Source organism: Rhizobium sp. S163 (genome assembly GCF_030380805.1).
Lineage (GTDB): Bacteria > Pseudomonadota > Alphaproteobacteria > Rhizobiales > Rhizobiaceae > Rhizobium.
In genome coordinates this window covers 247925-263425 of sequence record NZ_JAUDSA010000012.1, presented here as the reverse complement: position 1 = coordinate 263425, position 15501 = coordinate 247925, and the positions used below count along the sequence as shown (strand labels likewise).

The window sequence follows — 15501 nt, the reverse complement described above, 5'->3', positions numbered from 1 at the left end:
CGCAGCAAGTGCTGCCACCAAAAGGAGAAAACCATGACCAACGCAATCAAGTCCACCGTTCGCCTCTCCGCTGCTGCCCAGGCCGTCCTGAAGCAGAACGCCGTTCAGCTCGACACCAACGCGACCGCGAACATCGTTCACGCTCTGAAGTTCCGTTGAGGTTTTTGCGAATGTCTGTTCAGGCAGCACTCACGGATCTGGCTGGGGATCTAAGTCTTTCCGCGGCGGGCGTCAGCGCCTACCACGACCGCTCCCTGACGCCTGGACAGACATTCGCGGCGATCAAGCCGCACTTTGCCGAGCTTGGAATAACGCGCGTCGGCTTGTTGACGGCGCTCGATCTTCTCGAAATTCCGGTCGCCTTCGCGACCCGTCCGAACAGCTACACACTGTCCGTCTTCCAGGGCAAAGGCATCGACGAGGACGCCGCGATGACCTCGGCTGCCATGGAAGCGGTCGAAACCCGCGTTGCCGAGATGCAGCCGGATGATCTGGTGATCGCCACGCTCGCCGGCATGAAGGCCGAGCGGGCGCCGCTCATCGATCTCGGTTCCGTCGCGCGCTGCGTGCCGGACGAAATCGATACAGGACCGCTCGCCTGGAGCGAAGGTCTTGATATCATGAACAACACGCCGGTTTTCGTGCCGTGGTCGCTCGTTGGCCTCGACCATCGTGGCACGCGCCCTTCCGGCTTCGAGCAGTCCAGCGACGGCTTGGCATCGGGCAATCGCCCTGCCGAAGCCGTACTTCACGGCCTGTGCGAACTGGTCGAGCGTGACGCATGGGCGCTGACGCAGCTGCGGCCCTTCGATGAACTGCGCGGCTCGCGCATCGATCCGGCTGGCTTCGGCGATCCCGTCATCGACATCATCACCGACCGCATCGCCCGCGCCGGCATGCGGCTCCTGCTGCTTGATATGACGACCGATATCGGCGTGCCGAGCTTTCTCGCTGTCATCGTTCCCGGCGACCTCGGCGACCGCGTCGATGCGCGCTGGACGAATGTCTGCGGCGGCTGCGGTTGTCATCCCGATCCTGTTCGCGCGGCGCTGCGCGCCATCACCGAGGCAGCGCAGAGCCGGCTGACGGCGATTGCCGGCAGCCGTGACGACTTCTCGCCGCGCGTCTACCAGCGCCTCGATGGCGACGGACCGATGCAGCAACTTATCGAACTCTGCGACGAGACGGCGGTCGCACCGCGCTTTGCCGAGCCTGCCAAGCGTAGCATCCAGCAGACCATTCGCCACATTCTGGATCGGCTGCGTGCGCGGGGTATTGAGCAGGTCGTGACCGTGCCGATCCCGCATCCGCGCCTTCCGGTCTCCGTTGTCCGCGTCATCGTGCCCGGCCTCGAGGTCGATGTCAGCGGAGAATTCATTCAACTTGGCTTGCGCGCGATCGGCGCCATGCAGGGAGCCCAGGCATGAGAGTTATCTTCGCAGGACCGAGCTTCGGCCGGGATCTCGACAGGCTTCAAGCCGAGCATCCGTCGATCGAGTTTCGCGGGCCAGCCGCCCGAGGCGATATCCTGCAGGCGGTGCGTGACGGCGCGCGTGCCATCGGCATCGTCGATGGCTATTTCGGCGAGATGCCGTCCGTCTGGCACAAGGAAATCCTCTTCGCGCTCGAGCAGAACGTCGTCGTCGCAGGCGGCGCCAGCATGGGCGCGCTCAGAGCCGCTGAATGCTCGGCGTTCGGCATGGTCGGCATCGGCTCGATCTATGACGACTACGCCGATGGCCGGCTCATCGACGATGAGGCGGTGGCGCTAGTTCACGCGCCGGCGGAGCTGGGCTGGCTGCCGCTCTCCGTTCCGTGGGTCGATTATCAGCCGACCATCGACGCGCTGAACAGGCAGGGCCTGCTGTTGTCGGGCGAATACAAGAAGCTTCTTCTGGCGGGCCGCGCGCTGCATTTTTCCGAGCGCACCTATCCGAAGGCGGTGGAACGCTGCGCTTTCGACAACACCGTGCGCGCCAAGGAGATCGTGAAATTGATTCGCGCGAACAAGATCGAGCGCAAGCGCGCCGATGCCGATATGGTTCTGGATTACCTCGAGAGCGTGAAATTCACTGCTGGAAAGCGCAACTGGGGCTTCGCGGCAACGTCACACTGGGAGATGCTGCATGCGGAAATCAGCACCCCGGTAACGCCTGTAACGCTCTAATAACGCCACGCCTGAATGATGGAAGCACTGGAGCCCCAAAGTGGTGTTTGGGGCGTCTCAGAGAGGCGGAGCGGACGAGATGAACATTCAGACGATGGACGAGGGAAGCGGAAGCGAATACGCGAGGATTTTCCGCTTGCTGTCGGCCGCGAAGGACGAAGCGCAGAAGCTCAAGTTGAACAACCTGACGCATCTGACGAACATGGCTCTGCTTCAGGTCGTCATCGATTGGGATGGAATCGACCCGGAGCGTGAGCTGGACGTGAATCTGGAGAAGCTGATCGGTACCAAGACGAAAGTGGCAATGAAAGACGCGCGAGAAAACCTCGTCGTACTGGAGCGCCACTAATCGTTGATGGGACCCGCCGAAGCCGCTTTATTCGGCGGCTTCGCTTTCGATCTGCTCCATGCCGGCAATTGCCTGCACCAGCTTGACGATCTTCTTGCGAACCTGCTCATTCTTGATCGACAGGAAGGCAGCGTTCAGGAGTACACCGTCGCGCGATACGACGAATTCGTCGCTCGGGGTCGGATTGTCATTGGCGTTGGCCGAAATATCTTCGAAGAAGGAGCGGACGTCGACATCGAGCGCACCGGCGATTTCGACCAGCATGCTTGCCGAAACGCGGTTCGAGCCCTTCTCGTATTTCTGAATCTGCTGGAACGTGACGCCGACGCGGTCACCCAGTTCGGTCTGCGAAACCTTGCGCATCAGGCGCTTGATACGGATCGTCTTGCCTACATGAACGTCGACGGTATGCGGAGCTTCTTTCATGGCCTTATCCTTCTAACGCCAGTTGCGGCGTGCTTATTATTCCCTGCGGCAACCTTACCAAGATATTTGAACGGATCAATTGTGCCGCTCACTTTTATTCCCGCCAACTCATGTGCCTGAAGACCCTGACTTTCAACTGAAAAAAGCCTGTAGTTCAGCAAATTTGTGCGACGTCGAATGCAATCATAAGTAAGTATTCCGGTTTGTTTTGACCAAACGAGGCTTATATACATCTTCCGGTAGATAAATCGCCGGAATTTGAGACTTGCGCCGAAGGCCTTGATATCCGCCTGGAACGGTCTTTTTAGGGCGTTTCCGGGCAGTAACAAAACGGTGTACGCGGCGGATTGAAGATTGGATTAGTACCTTCTGAACTTATTGTTGTGGTCTGCGCTTGTTCGCGCCGGCCACCGAAAGTCCCTGCTGGGCAGTGCTTTTGACGTAAGGTGCTGGACGGAAACATGAACCGGCTGTCGTTTTCTGGTCGATTTCGGCCTTGGGGCTCGATGACCGTCATCTGCCGAGACGAAAGAATTATCTGAAGCGAATTTCGGATGTCGCCGTCGATCAATTCTTCGTTAGCGCACTACCGAGAGTGGATTATTTGTGTATCGGATCGATCCACCGAACGTCTTCCGGCAGTTCAACCGGTTCAATATCGAGATTGACCACCACGGGCTCCTGTCCGGACCGCACGAGGACGCATTCGAGCGTCTCGTTTTGGCTCGCATTGATCTCCTGGTGCGGCACGTAGGGCGGCACGAAAATGAAGTCTCCGGGTCCGGCCTCGGCAGTAAATTCAAGATTGTCGCCCCAGCGCATGCGGGCCTTGCCCTTCACCACATAGATGATGCTTTCGAGGTCGCCATGATGGTGCGCGCCGGTCTTCGCGTTGGCGTGGATCGTGACCGTACCGGCCCAAATCTTCTCAGCGCCGGCGCGGGCATTGTTGATCGCCGTTGCTCGGTTCATGCCTGGGGTCTGCGCGGTGTTCGGATCGAGCGCATTACCCGGGATGACCTTCACGCCGTGTTCGCGCCAGTCGATGGGTTGATGCGGATAATCTGCGTCGTGGGAGCCGTCATCGTTGTTCAAGTATGGTCTCCTTTTCTTGTCCGGTCCCTTTGTAACCCGCAAGGCTGCGCCGTTCAGCCTGCTCGCGTGGACAGCGCGTCGAGTTTGCGACGCAGCCGGCGGCGTACGTCGTCGTCCTGCTGCTCCATGGCGCCAAGCATGTCACGGACGGTGCCGCGCAGCCCGTGTATCTGGTCAACGAGATCCATGATCAAGTCGACGCCGGCCTCGTTGACGCCCATATCGCGGGTGAGGTCGAGGATCAGCCGCGCGCGCGCGACATCGTCGTCGCGGAACTCACGATCGCCATCATGCGCTTCGGGGATCAGCCACCCCTGCTCAATCCATACGTCCACCACGGTCACGTCGATCTTCAGGGTTCGGCGGAATTCAAGATCATTCATGGCTACTCCTCCATGCCTTTTCTCGGATTCTGCGGATTGGCCGGCGTCCACTCGCTCATGAATTCGGCAAGCTTCGGGTCCGGCTCATCCGGCAAGACGACTTTCAGCGACACATAGATATCGCCGGCCCCGCCGCCGCGCTTCGGCGCGCCCTTGCCCTTCAGGCGCAAGACCTTGCCGCTGCTGGAATTCGCGGGCAGCGTCAGATTGACCGCGCCCGATGGCGTTGGCACACGCACCTTGCCGCCGAGCACCGCCTCAGGAAGCGATATCGGCAGATCGATGCGGATGTCATCGCCATCGCGAACATAAACCTTGTGCGGACGAACGCGGATCTCCACCAAAGCGTCACCTGGCGGACCGCCGCCGATCCCCGGCTCACCCTTTCCCTTCAGGCGCAGCGTCTGGCCGTCGCGGGTTCCCGCCGGGATCTGCAAGTCGAGTGCCGGGCCATCGGGAAGGCGTATCTGTGTCTTGGTGCCGTTGATGGCGTCGAGAAAATCGACTTCCATCGAGTATTGCCGGTTTTGCCCCTGAGAACGGAACTGCCCGCCGCCGCGTCCGCGTCCGGAGAAGAAGCTTGAGAATATATCGTCGCTGTCGCCGAAATCGGCAAAGCCGGCATTGTTCTGATAGCGGCTGCCGGCACCGGCCTGCGAGGCGTAGTCGCGATAATAGTTGCGCTGCGCTTGCTCGGCGCCGGTCATGTCGATCTCGCCTTTGTCGAAGCGCTTGCGCTTGTCCTCATCGCCGACGATCTCGTAGGCGGCAGAGATTTCCTTGAAACGGTCCTCCGCCTTTTTGTCGCCAGGGTTGAGATCCGGGTGCAGTTTCTTGGCGAGTTTGCGGAACGCGCTCTGGATCTCTTTTTGCGTAGCGTCCTTTTTGACGCCCAGAAGCTCGTACGGATCTCGGCTCATACATGTCTCCGTTCAGCCGGCGCGGATCGCCGGCATTCTTCGCATGTATATATAGGTTGCAAAATCGCGTGGGACGAGAGGCGCGATGTCGCTTCTGTTCTCGCGCCCGCCGTCGAGGCGAGCGTGTTTAGACGCCGGCGATCTTGCGGAGATCGTCGATGGCGCCGGGTCCCGCCGCGAGCACCTTGGCTCCCTTGGTCAATCCCTCTCCATTGGTCGGGAAGGGATGGAACCAGCCGCCGGCTTCTTGGACGAGGCAATATCCGGCCAGGCAGTCCCAGGCATGCATATAGGGCTCGTAATATCCGACGAGGCGGCCCGCGGCGACATAGGCGAGCATGAGCGCGCCGGAACCGTTGCGAATAAAATTGCCGCCCGCTTCCAGCAGTTCCTCGACCATCTTGGCGACCGTGGCGGGCGAAACATGGCTGTTCGCGCCGATACCGGTCACCGCGTTGCGGATGTTGCGGTCGGGGCTGAGTTCAAGCTTCTTGCCGTTCAGGGTGGCGCCCATGCCGAGGGCTGCGGCGTATATCTCATCATGGCAAGGCGAGGCGATGACACCCACGACAGGCATATCGTCGTGCAGCAGGCCGATCGAGACGCACCAGTTCGGCATGCCGCTGACGAAGGGACTTGTGCCGTCGATCGGATCAATCACCCAGGTGAAGCCCGACGTGCCTGATGTCAGGCCATACTCCTCGCCGAGAACGCCATCTCCAGGATAGGCGTCCGCGAACCGTGCGCGGATCAGGTTCTCGACCTCACGGTCAGCGATCGACACCACGTCCTGCGGGTCGCGTTTCGTCTCAATCACCAGAGTGTCGCGGCGTTTGAAATAATCGAGCGCCACGGCGCCTGCCTCGCGGGCAACAGCCGCGGCTAGGGCCAGACGTGCTTCGAGCCCTGGAATAACGCGCAATGTCATCGCAACATGTCCTTTATTGGAAACGATGGCTGGATACAGCCGCTGAAAGTCGCGCTTGCAAGCGCGTGCAAAGCGAACACATCGCTGTGCGTGATGTCAATATTCGTCATGAAAACTTCATATTGGCTAGGGTCGTTACGGATTGCACGCAAGTGCAACTCGATGCAAAGGTGCGTGCAACAAAAGGATCGCTATGCCGTCTAAATTATTCGTCAGCGCGCAAGAAGTTGCCGAGAGGGCAGGGGTGTCACGTTCCGCCGTATCGCGAACCTTCACGCCCGGAGCCAGCGTATCCGCTGACACCCGCAGGCGGGTGCTGGAAGCAGCTGAGGCACTCGGCTATCACGTCAATCATCTCGCCCGCGGCCTGATGCGAAATGAGAGCGGCATCGTGTGCCTGATCGTTTCCGATGTCGCGACGCCGTATCGCTCGGCGCTGTTGCGGGAACTGACAATCCAGTTGCAGAACGCCGGCAAGGTCGCGATGTTTGTCAACACTGATCGCTCGGACGGCAGCGTCGACCGCGCGCTGCAGCAGGCTATCCGCTACCGGGCCGATGCCTCGATCATCCTCTCCGGACTGCCGGATAAGTCGATCACCCAGCTTTGCCTGCGCAGCGGCCAGCGCCTGGTGCTGATCAACCGCGATGACGACCAGCCCGGTCCGTTGAAGATCAACCTCGACGACTACGAGTCCGGCGGCAGGATCGCGACCGCATTCGTGCGCGCGGGGTGCAAGACCCTCGCTTTCGCGAACTCCGAAGCTGGGACGCCAAGCTTGATGGGTCGCGAGCGCGGCTTTATCGCTGCCGCCACAAAGCTCGGCCTCGAGGTCGTCGTCGAGCGCTATGGATCGACGGGATACGAGGCGGGTCGGGTGCTTGCGCAGCGTATGTTGACGCGCGCCGAGCGGCCTGATGGCGTGTTCTGCGCCACCGATTTGCTCGCCTTCGGTTTCATGGATGCCGCGCGTCACCAGTTCGGTCTGTCGATCCCGGATCAGCTGTGCGTTGCCGGCTTTGACGATATTGAGCAGGCGTCGTGGTCTTCCTTCAATCTCACGACCTTCGCGCAGCCGGTTATGGCGATCGCCACGCAGGCGGTAAAGTGGCTTGCTACCGGTGGCAATGAGGACGAGCCGGAAGAGGCTCATTCGGTTCGCTTGAAAGCCGAACTCATCTGGCGCGGGTCCATCCGCAAGGGCTGATCGAAGTCGCACGGCCACTGCGCCCTAAAATATGGGGGGCTTTTATAGCGCGGGATTGCGTTAGATCACCGCTTGCTTTAAACTTGACTTTATTAAGAAGGTATAGTGCGCGCCCCATCCATGACATTTCAGCCCCGCATGCAGAACAAGATCGAAGGTTTCTCCGTCGTCGGCGGCCTTCACAGGCGATCCTGGAACGGCATCGTTGCGGATGTTTGGGATGTGGAGTGCGCGCCCTATGCCGGCGGTTACTATGTGTCCAATGATCCCAGGCTTTTTATCCTTCTTGACATGAATGGCGCCGGCCGTTCGACGATGAAGCTGAGTTCAAAGGGTGCGGGTTCCGCGGAAGAGGACGAGAATCAGCCGATTTCCTATGTGCCTGCGGGAATGGAGCTCTGGGCCAATCTGAAGAACGTGCAATTTCTTCGTCACCTGGATCTGCATTTCGACGCCGAGATGGTCGCGCGCCGTTTGATGGAGGAGCTCGATCCCGATCGGCTGACGAGCCCGCGCTTACTGTTTTCCGACGAGCGCGTGCTGACGCTGTCGCGGATGATCGCGGCCGAATGCATGAACCCGGCGCCGTTGCACGATCTCTATGGCGACGGTCTGGCGCTGGCGCTGATCATCGACGTGATGAAGCTTGGGAAAAGCGAGGTGCGCAAGCGCAGCAAGCTCGCTTCATGGCAATTGCGCAAGGCAACGGATTTCATCACCGAGAACTGCATGCGCAATATCCGACTAGAAGAGCTTGCGACGCTCGCCGGGCTCTCGCAATCCCACTTCAGCCATGCCTTCAAGGCATCCACCGGCATGGCGCCGCATCAGTGGCAGATGAATGCGCGGCTGGAGCGGGCGAAAGAGCTCCTGCTGAACGGCGACCAGCCGCTCATGGTCATCGCAGCCGAGACCGGTTTTTCGGACCAGGCGCATTTCACGCGCGTTTTCCGCAAGAATATCGGAACGCCGCCCGCCACCTGGAAAAAGGCCCACGTTGCTTGAACGACACACTGAGTGAGCGTTTGGCCGCTCCGCGAAAAATTGCCCAAAAACATTCAATTCGTCCGGGATCGCGACAAGCTGGGCCGTTAAAATTGAGTTAATCACTCATCTTATTCGTGATGTTAGCCGGGCCGTTGGGATGACGGTGGCGTGAGTAGGGTGACGACAAATATGGGTGCGAGAGCAGACCGAGTGATCTTCAAGGCAAAGCTTCTGGCGGGTGTCGCCATCTTCGGCGCGAGCGCCACATTCGCGGTCGCGCAGGATGCGACCGAGCTGAAGCCGGTCGTCATCCAGGGCGCCGGCAATTCGGCGGCGGACGGCGCCAGCGAGGCAACCGGCCCCGTGAAGGGCTATGTGGCCAAGAAGAGCACGGCAGGTTCGAAAACGGATACGCCAATCAACGAAATACCGCAGTCCGTCTCCGTTGTCGGCCGCCAGGAGCTCGATGATCGGGCTGTTGTCAACAAGGTCGATGAGGCCCTGCGTTACACGGCGGGCGTCGCCACGCAGACCTTCGGCACCGATCCTGATACTGACTGGTTCTACATCCGTGGTTTCGATGCCGGACAGAGCGGTGTCTATCTCGATGGCCTCAACCTGTTTTCCTATGGTTTTGGCAACTTCCAGATTGATCCCTTCATGCTGGAGCGCGTCGACGTCCTGAAGGGTCCGGCTTCGGTTCTCTATGGTGGCGCCAATGCCGGCGGCATCATCGATATGATTAGAAAGCGGCCGACCGACGATCCGCTCTATTACACCGAAATCGGCATCAACTCGAACGGCAACGCCTTCACCGGCTTCGACGTTTCCGACAAGGTCGGGTCGAGCGACACGATGACCTATCGCCTGACCGGCAAGATCGCCGGCGGTGACGGCTATACCGATTACACCCATGATCTGCGCGGCTTCGTCATGCCGCAGCTGACCATCTCGCCGGATGATACAACAAGCCTGACCGTCTGGGCCTATGCCGGTGGTCTTGATCAGGTTCACACGGGCAATGGCTTCCTGCCCTACGAAGGTACGGTCGTCGACCGGCCCGGCGTCGGCAAGATCTCGCGCCGCTTCTTCCCCGGTGATCCGGATATCGATACCGGCCGCTACGATCAGCAGATGATCGGCTACGAGTTCGAGCACGAGTTCGAGGGCGGCTGGAAATACTCGTCGAATGCCCGTTACGGTCATCTCGATAAGTATGAGCGCCTTGTCTATCCTTATCTGTGGTCCGGTCCGACAGACCTTCAGCTCCTTAACTTCGAGGGCGACACCTCCGTCGATACGCTGGCCTGGGATAACCGCATCGAAAACACCTTCGATCTCGGCGGCACCGAGCACAAGGTCATGCTGGGCGTCGACTACCGCCTGTACCGCATCGACAACGTGCAGAACAACAAGTTCGGCTCCGGCTCGCTCAGCGTGACGAACCCCGTTTACGGCCTCCCGCAGCTGCCGATGGACCCGCTCTACAGCGAGCAAGTCACCATGAATCAGATCGGCCTTTACGCGCAGGATCAGATCCATTTCGGCGATGGTTGGCTGGCAACGCTCAACGGCCGCTACGATCACGTCAATACCGATTTCAAGGATCGGCTGGCGTCTTCTAACAGCTTCGAGGATTCCGACGGCGCCTGGAGCGGCCGCGCCGGTCTTGCATACGAGTTCGACAACGGCCTGACGCCCTATGTCAGCGCCGCGACCTTCTTCAACCCGCTGGTCGGCCGTGGCGGACACGGGCCGCTGAAGCCGGAAGAGGGCGAACAGTATGAAGCCGGCATCAAGTATGAGCCGACCTTCATGGATGCGTCCTTCACCGCCTCCGTCTTCCACATCAACAAGCGCAACAACTCTGTCTCTATCCCGGTCGCGCCCTTTACCGACCAGCTCGGCGAAGTGGAATCGAAGGGCTTTGAGCTCGAAGCCAAGGTCAACATCGACGACAACTGGAAGCTGCTCGGCGCCTTCGCCGCGACCGACGTGACCGTTAAACAGAACGACCCGAACCCCGGCCTGATCGGCAAGACGCCTTACGTCGTGCCTGACTATACGGCTTCCATGTGGGTCGATTACACTGTGACGAACGGCCCGCTCGAAGGCCTCAGCCTCGGCGCCGGCGTTCGCCACAAGGGTCGTTCCTGGGCGGATGAGGCCAACACGCTTCGCGTTCCGGAATCGACCGTGTTCGACGCGGCGATCCGCTACGAAAAGGAAAACTGGACGGCATCGCTCAACGTCGCCAACCTGTTCGACAAGGAATATGTCGAGGCTTGCCGCACTGAAGGCGCCTGCGGCTACGGCGATGCCCGGACTTTCACCTTCAAGCTTGCCAAGAAGTGGTAAGCTGACCGTACTCGTGAAAACGGCTGGAGAGCGATCTGTTTCGCTCTCCAGCCGTTTTCGTTTTAATGCGGTCGAGTCTTAAATGCGACTTGCAAGTGGCCGGATCAGCCAGCCAGCGTGAAATAGATCCAAGCCGCGACAAAGGCGGCGATCACCACGACGATCGAGATCAGCTTGCGCAGCCATGGGCGTGGCGGCTTCGGGGTCTTTTGTGGCGCGGGTTTGCGGAACTGGATGACGTTATCGCTCATCTCGCCTGTTTCCTCGTTCTAACGGACGACATCATGCTCCCATAGCAGCGTCAACTTAAATGAAAAAGCCGGTGATCGCGTCGGCTGTCTTTTTTCTGCTTATGGCAACCGAAGTGCAACTCCAACGGCCGTCGTTCCATCTTCTGCATTTAGCGGTTTTCCGGCGCGCGTCAGCGCCAAAATATTATGCCTGCTGGCGCGCTTGTTCTCGCCCTAGCGCCATGGACAGGGTCATTCCCGTCCCCTATGAAACAAGAGAATTTCTGGTTCATTTGGTGGCTTTATGACTTATCAGTTCACGTCCGGCCATTGGCCCATCGGCGGCGGCGAGACCGGAGAACTTGTTCGCCGTTTCGATTGGGCGGCAACCTCGCTTGGCCCGATCAGCGAGTGGCCGCAGAACCTGAGAATCAAGGTCAATTCGATCGTCAATTCGCCCATCCCGCAGGTGCTGATGTGGGGCGATGATCATGTCATGATCTACAACGACGGCTACGTGGAAATTGCCGGCAATTATCATCCGCGCGCGCTCGGCGCGACGGTCCCCGGGATATGGCCGGAGATCTGGGACTGGAACAGCAAGATTCTCGAGGCCGGCTTCCGCGGTGAGGTCCAGTCATACCGCGACCAGAAGATGGTTCTGCATCGCCACGGCCTCCCTGAGGAAGTCGTTTTCGACCTATTCTACACGCCGATCTATGATGACGACGGCAAGGTGAACGGCGTTCTCTGCACGGTGCTCGAAAATACCGACAAGGTGAAGGCGGTGGCCGAGCTTGCGGAAAGCCGCGAGGAGCTGAAACGGCTGACGGATGCGCTCCCCATCCTCGTCGGTTTCATCGATCGCAGCCATATCTACCGCTTCGCCAACCAGGGCTACGTGGAATGGTTCGGCCTCGACGCAGCCGATGTGGTCGGCAAGCATGTGGCTGAGGTGATTGGCCAGACCAGCTATCAGACACGCCTTCCCCTGGTCGAGCAGGCGATGGCCGGCGACCGCATCATCACCGATACATCCATCACCCGGCCGGATGGAACGGATCGCAATGTCGAGATACGCTATGTGCCCCGGCGGGCTTCAGGCGGCGATGTCGAAGGCATCTATGTGGTGATGATCGATATTGAGGATCGCAAGCGGTCCGAAGTAGCCTTGCAGCGGAGCAACGGCCGTTTCCGCGCGGCGGTGAATGCCGTCCACGGTGTGATCTGGACGAACGCCGCCGACGGCCGCATGCTCGGTGAGCAGCCGGCATGGTCGGCGCTGACTGGGCAGCCGTTCGAGAGCTACCAGGGTTACGGCTGGGCGGACGCCGTGCACCCGGATGACCAGGACGGCTCGGTCGAAAGCTGGAAGGCGGCGGTCGCGGCAAAGGCCACCTATGTTCATGAGCACAGGGTCCGGCGCGCCGATGGCGTCTACCGGACGTTCGCCATTCGCGGCGTGCCGATCTTCGATGTTTCGGGCGAGATCGAGGAATGGGTCGGTGTTCATACTGATATCACCGAACAGCGCGAGGCAGAGGCCAGCCTTCAGGAGCACGCCACAAGCCTCGAGCGCCAGGTTCGCCACCGCGTGAGAGCCGAAGAGCAGCTGCGGCAGCTGAACGAAAGCCTTGAGGCGCGAGTTGAAGCCGAAATCGCCGAGCGCCATCAAACCGAGCGCGCGTTGCAACAAGCGCAGAAAATGGAAGCGATTGGCCAGCTGACGGGCGGCGTGGCGCACGACTTCAACAATCTTCTTCAGGTGGTCTCGGGTAACCTGCAGCTCCTGTCCAAGGATCTAACGGGCAATGAGCGGGCGGAGCGGCGCTTGGCCAATGCGCTTGCAGGCGTCAACCGCGGTGCGAAGCTCGCAAGCCAGCTGCTCGCCTTCGGTCGCAGGCAGGCGCTCGAACCTCGGGTTATCAATATCGCCCGCTTCATCGGCGGAATGGACGATCTGCTGCGGCGTTCGTTGGGCGAAGCGGTCGAGATAGAGGTCATTACCAGTGGCGGGCTGTGGAACACCTATGCCGATCCCACGCAGGTGGAAAACGCGCTGCTCAACCTCGCGATCAACGCGCGCGACGCTATGAACGGTTCCGGCAAGTTGACGATAGAGATGGGCAACGCGGCGCTCGACCAGGAATATGCGCGCAGCCATCAGGAGGTGATGCCGGGTCAGTATGTGATGCTCGCTGTCACCGACACCGGCACGGGTATGGCGCCTGAAATCTTGAACAAGGTGTTCGAGCCGTTCTTCTCGACCAAGCCAGAAGGCAAGGGAACTGGGCTCGGGCTGTCCATGGTCTATGGCTTCGTCAAGCAGTCGGGCGGACATGTGAAGATCTACAGCGAGGTAGATCAGGGAACGACGGTGCGCATCTATCTGCCGCGTTCCGTTGCCGACGAGGACCGCGAGGTGACAATGCATGGCGGGCCTGTGGTGGGCGGCACGGAAACGGTGCTTGTCGTCGAAGATGATGAGGAAGTCCGCGCGATCGTCGTCGAGACGCTGTCCGATCTCGGCTACAGCGTATTGACTGCGAAGGACGCGCAGGCCGGACTGAATGTGATCGAAAGTGGCATGCAAATCGACGTGATCTTCACCGACGTCGTCATGCCCGGGCCGCTGAAGAGCAGTGAGATGGCGCGCCGCGCGAAGGAGCGGCTGCCCGGTGTGGCAGTGCTCTTTACGTCAGGCTATACGGAAAACTCGATCGTTCACGGCGGAAGGCTCGACCCGGGTGTCGAGTTGCTATCGAAGCCCTATACGCGGGAGGCGTTGGCGCGCCGGCTCCGCCATGTGATCGCCAACCAGAAGCAGATCAGCCAGGCCTCCTCGCCGCGCAGCGCGGCACCGATCGACAAGCCTATGGCTGCGGTGGTCCCACGAATTCTGCTTGTCGAGGACGATTTCCTGATCCGCTCCAACACAGCTGAAATGCTGCTCGAACTGGGGCACCAGGTGACGGAAGCGGCAGATGGCGCGGAGGCGCTCGAGTTCTTGCAGGGAAACGAGATCGACGTACTGGTCGCGGACATCGGACTACCTGATGTCAGCGGCGTCGATCTGGCTGCGGCCGTACGCCGTCTGTATCCAGACGTCGCCATTGTATTCGCTACGGGAGAACACAGTCTACCGACGGGCGCTCCGTCGAAGGCTCTCCTCCTGCGCAAACCCTATTCCGAGATGGAATTGAAATCGGCCGTTGAGCGCGCTTGGGCAACCAAGCGCTAAATGCTGTCCGGTCCCATTTGGGCGGTGGATGGGTGATAATGCTGGGCCCTCGATCGGCATTCGATATCACGGCCTGGCTTCGCAGAAGCGAAGTGCAAGAACCTGGCTGGGCGCAAGCTCAATGGCCGAGAACTGACTGAAGGACGGAATACAATGTCGATTGCCACGGAAATTTCGGCGGTGCCCGAGGAAAAGCGTACCCAGCGACTGAAGGCTGCGACGCATGCCGCGCACGAACGACTGGACAAGCGCATCATGCAGGCTAATCCCTTCACAGATCGCGAGAGCTACGGCCGGTTCGTCACCATGCAGTACCTGTTTCACCGGGATCTCGATGCCCTATTCTTCAATCAAGAGCTCGGCGCTTTGCTGCCAGATCTCTCCGGTCGCCGTCGTTTGACGTTCATAGAGCAGGACCTTGCCGATCTCGGGATCGCAGTCCCGCAGTCGATATGCACTCCGACATTCACCAAGGGAGACAAGGTCGCACTCGGCGATTCCCTTGGATGGCTATACGTGATCGAAGGGTCCAATCTTGGTGCTGCATTCCTTTTGAAATATGCGGCCAAACTCGGTCTCGACGAGACGATGGGCGCGCGCCATCTTGCAGGTGCGCCTGAAGGGCGTGGCCTGCATTGGCGAACGTTTACCGCAGCGCTCGACAGCGTGGAACTGAGCGATGGAGAGGAGCGGGCCGTCATCGATGGAGCGGACGCTGCCTTCGCGCGCGTCTATGATTTCGCTGAGCTTGCCTTCTCGGAGCGTTGAAATGGGCGGGTTCTACCAATCTCACGTGAACCGACGACGCAGTCCGCTTAGCTGATCACCATAAAATTGGCGCAGCTTGCATCAACGCTTCCGATGCGGATTCGGTGTTCGGTCGTCGCAGCAAGCGGTCGGAAAATTACTCGCTTGGCGGCCTTCGCGCGCCGCAGCAATTCTTCGCCGGCAAACAACAGCCCGTCCTTCTCTGTCATTTCGTAGGCAACATGGCCGTTATGCCCGTCATCGGCAATGGTGATCGTCCCCAATCCTGAACGCATTATGTGAGTCTCCCTCGCATTGCGCATATCGTGCATTGGGGAGATAAAAAACTCAACGCTGTGAAAGGGTTGTCCACGTATTGAAGAATGGTTGGCGGACAAAGAAAAGCCTCGCGTAGGGGCGAGGCTGAAGTTTTGGCCGCATCGGGGAAAACGGATGCGGCCAA

At 59.9% G+C, this 15501-nt stretch carries 16 protein-coding genes; 9 read left to right on the top strand and 7 right to left on the bottom strand.

The annotated features are described in order from the left end of the window. Window positions 1-33: 33 nt before the first annotated feature. The 4 genes from QTL96_RS11125 to QTL96_RS11110 all read left to right on the top strand — a co-directional run bounded on the left by QTL96_RS11125 (window position 34) and on the right by QTL96_RS11110 (window position 2516). Entirely contained in the window at window positions 34-159 is a 126-nt protein-coding gene (locus QTL96_RS11125; protein WP_280637067.1) for a hypothetical protein, read from the top strand. Window positions 160-170: 11 nt separating this feature from the next. Beyond that, a complete protein-coding gene (locus QTL96_RS11120; protein WP_289727758.1) occupies window positions 171-1427 on the top strand; it encodes a YcaO-like family protein in 1257 nt (418 codons plus the stop codon). Beyond that, window positions 1424-2167 (top strand): TfuA-like protein, encoded by a 744-nt coding sequence (locus tag QTL96_RS11115; protein ID WP_289727757.1) that lies wholly within the window; start codon window positions 1424-1426, stop codon window positions 2165-2167. Before QTL96_RS11120 ends, QTL96_RS11115 begins: the two co-directional genes overlap by 4 nt. Window positions 2168-2246: 79 nt before the next feature. Then, window positions 2247-2516, top strand: coding sequence for a hypothetical protein (locus tag QTL96_RS11110; protein ID WP_018896781.1), 270 nt, complete (start codon window positions 2247-2249; stop codon window positions 2514-2516). 27 nt (window positions 2517-2543) lie between these two features. Here the strand turns inward: QTL96_RS11110 and QTL96_RS11105 are convergent, their stop codons facing one another. The 5 genes from QTL96_RS11105 to QTL96_RS11085 form a co-directional block, all read right to left on the bottom strand. Beyond that, the gene (locus QTL96_RS11105) at window positions 2544-2942 is read right to left on the bottom strand and encodes a helix-turn-helix transcriptional regulator (protein WP_018896782.1); all 399 of its coding nucleotides are present in this window, start codon (window positions 2940-2942) and stop codon (window positions 2544-2546) included. A gap of 600 nt (window positions 2943-3542) precedes the next feature. After that, window positions 3543-4037 carry a cupin domain-containing protein gene (locus tag QTL96_RS11100; RefSeq protein WP_113168212.1) on the bottom strand — a complete coding sequence of 165 codons (495 nt, stop codon included), beginning with the start codon at window positions 4035-4037 and terminating at the stop codon, window positions 3543-3545. Window positions 4038-4090: 53 nt separating this feature from the next. Next, the gene (locus QTL96_RS11095) at window positions 4091-4420 is read right to left on the bottom strand and encodes a chaperone modulator CbpM (RefSeq protein WP_112436559.1); all 330 of its coding nucleotides are present in this window, start codon (window positions 4418-4420) and stop codon (window positions 4091-4093) included. Between the two features lie 2 nt (window positions 4421-4422). Next, window positions 4423-5340 (bottom strand): J domain-containing protein, encoded by a 918-nt coding sequence (locus tag QTL96_RS11090; RefSeq protein ID WP_132668210.1) that lies wholly within the window; start codon window positions 5338-5340, stop codon window positions 4423-4425. A 127-nt stretch (window positions 5341-5467) separates the two neighbouring features. Beyond that, on the bottom strand, window positions 5468-6268 hold the full coding sequence (locus QTL96_RS11085) for an inositol monophosphatase family protein (RefSeq protein WP_113168211.1): 801 nt from the start codon (window positions 6266-6268) through the stop codon (window positions 5468-5470). A gap of 193 nt (window positions 6269-6461) precedes the next feature. On the opposite strand from QTL96_RS11085, the gene QTL96_RS11080 reads away from it, so the two are divergent. The 3 genes from QTL96_RS11080 to QTL96_RS11070 all read left to right on the top strand — a co-directional run bounded on the left by QTL96_RS11080 (window position 6462) and on the right by QTL96_RS11070 (window position 10820). Beyond that, window positions 6462-7475, top strand: a complete 1014-nt coding sequence (locus QTL96_RS11080; RefSeq protein WP_289727756.1) for a substrate-binding domain-containing protein — start codon at window positions 6462-6464, stop codon at window positions 7473-7475. A 120-nt stretch (window positions 7476-7595) separates the two neighbouring features. Next, window positions 7596-8480: an AraC family transcriptional regulator gene (locus QTL96_RS11075; RefSeq protein WP_289727755.1), complete on the top strand. Its 885-nt coding sequence runs from the start codon at window positions 7596-7598 to the stop codon at window positions 8478-8480. A gap of 171 nt (window positions 8481-8651) precedes the next feature. Beyond that, window positions 8652-10820, top strand: a complete 2169-nt coding sequence (locus tag QTL96_RS11070) for a TonB-dependent siderophore receptor (protein ID WP_289727754.1) — start codon at window positions 8652-8654, stop codon at window positions 10818-10820. Between the two features lie 104 nt (window positions 10821-10924). Here the strand turns inward: QTL96_RS11070 and QTL96_RS11065 are convergent, their stop codons facing one another. Then, window positions 10925-11071, bottom strand: coding sequence for a hypothetical protein (locus QTL96_RS11065; protein ID WP_018896790.1), 147 nt, complete (start codon window positions 11069-11071; stop codon window positions 10925-10927). 283 nt (window positions 11072-11354) lie between these two features. On the opposite strand from QTL96_RS11065, the gene QTL96_RS11060 reads away from it, so the two are divergent. Together QTL96_RS11060 and QTL96_RS11055 are read left to right on the top strand one after the other, a co-directional pair. Further along, the gene (locus QTL96_RS11060) at window positions 11355-14291 is read left to right on the top strand and encodes a PAS domain-containing protein (RefSeq protein ID WP_289727753.1); all 2937 of its coding nucleotides are present in this window, start codon (window positions 11355-11357) and stop codon (window positions 14289-14291) included. A 153-nt stretch (window positions 14292-14444) separates the two neighbouring features. Further along, window positions 14445-15059: a biliverdin-producing heme oxygenase gene (locus QTL96_RS11055; protein WP_289727752.1), complete on the top strand. Its 615-nt coding sequence runs from the start codon at window positions 14445-14447 to the stop codon at window positions 15057-15059. A 47-nt stretch (window positions 15060-15106) separates the two neighbouring features. Here the strand turns inward: QTL96_RS11055 and QTL96_RS11050 are convergent, their stop codons facing one another. Beyond that, window positions 15107-15334 (bottom strand): hypothetical protein, encoded by a 228-nt coding sequence (locus QTL96_RS11050; protein WP_165936888.1) that lies wholly within the window; start codon window positions 15332-15334, stop codon window positions 15107-15109. Window positions 15335-15501: the final 167 nt, after the last annotated feature.

Excerpts from the sequence above, each read along its gene's own strand:
- QTL96_RS11125 (WP_280637067.1), top strand. The coding sequence starts at position 34 with ATGACCAACGCAATCAAGTCCACCGTTCGCCTCTCCGCTGCTGCCCAG.
- QTL96_RS11120 (WP_289727758.1), top strand. The coding sequence starts at position 171 with ATGTCTGTTCAGGCAGCACTCACGGATCTGGCTGGGGATCTAAGTCTT.
- QTL96_RS11115 (WP_289727757.1), top strand. The coding sequence starts at position 1,424 with ATGAGAGTTATCTTCGCAGGACCGAGCTTCGGCCGGGATCTCGACAGG.
- QTL96_RS11110 (WP_018896781.1), top strand. The coding sequence starts at position 2,247 with ATGAACATTCAGACGATGGACGAGGGAAGCGGAAGCGAATACGCGAGG.
- QTL96_RS11105 (WP_018896782.1), bottom strand. The coding sequence starts at position 2,942 with ATGAAAGAAGCTCCGCATACCGTCGACGTTCATGTAGGCAAGACGATC.
- QTL96_RS11095 (WP_112436559.1), bottom strand. The coding sequence starts at position 4,420 with ATGAATGATCTTGAATTCCGCCGAACCCTGAAGATCGACGTGACCGTG.
- QTL96_RS11090 (WP_132668210.1), bottom strand. The coding sequence starts at position 5,340 with ATGAGCCGAGATCCGTACGAGCTTCTGGGCGTCAAAAAGGACGCTACG.
- QTL96_RS11085 (WP_113168211.1), bottom strand. The coding sequence starts at position 6,268 with ATGACATTGCGCGTTATTCCAGGGCTCGAAGCACGTCTGGCCCTAGCC.
- QTL96_RS11080 (WP_289727756.1), top strand. The coding sequence starts at position 6,462 with ATGCCGTCTAAATTATTCGTCAGCGCGCAAGAAGTTGCCGAGAGGGCA.
- QTL96_RS11075 (WP_289727755.1), top strand. The coding sequence starts at position 7,596 with ATGACATTTCAGCCCCGCATGCAGAACAAGATCGAAGGTTTCTCCGTC.
- QTL96_RS11070 (WP_289727754.1), top strand. The coding sequence starts at position 8,652 with ATGGGTGCGAGAGCAGACCGAGTGATCTTCAAGGCAAAGCTTCTGGCG.
- QTL96_RS11065 (WP_018896790.1), bottom strand. The coding sequence starts at position 11,071 with ATGAGCGATAACGTCATCCAGTTCCGCAAACCCGCGCCACAAAAGACC.
- QTL96_RS11060 (WP_289727753.1), top strand. The coding sequence starts at position 11,355 with ATGACTTATCAGTTCACGTCCGGCCATTGGCCCATCGGCGGCGGCGAG.
- QTL96_RS11055 (WP_289727752.1), top strand. The coding sequence starts at position 14,445 with ATGTCGATTGCCACGGAAATTTCGGCGGTGCCCGAGGAAAAGCGTACC.
- QTL96_RS11050 (WP_165936888.1), bottom strand. The coding sequence starts at position 15,334 with ATGCGTTCAGGATTGGGGACGATCACCATTGCCGATGACGGGCATAAC.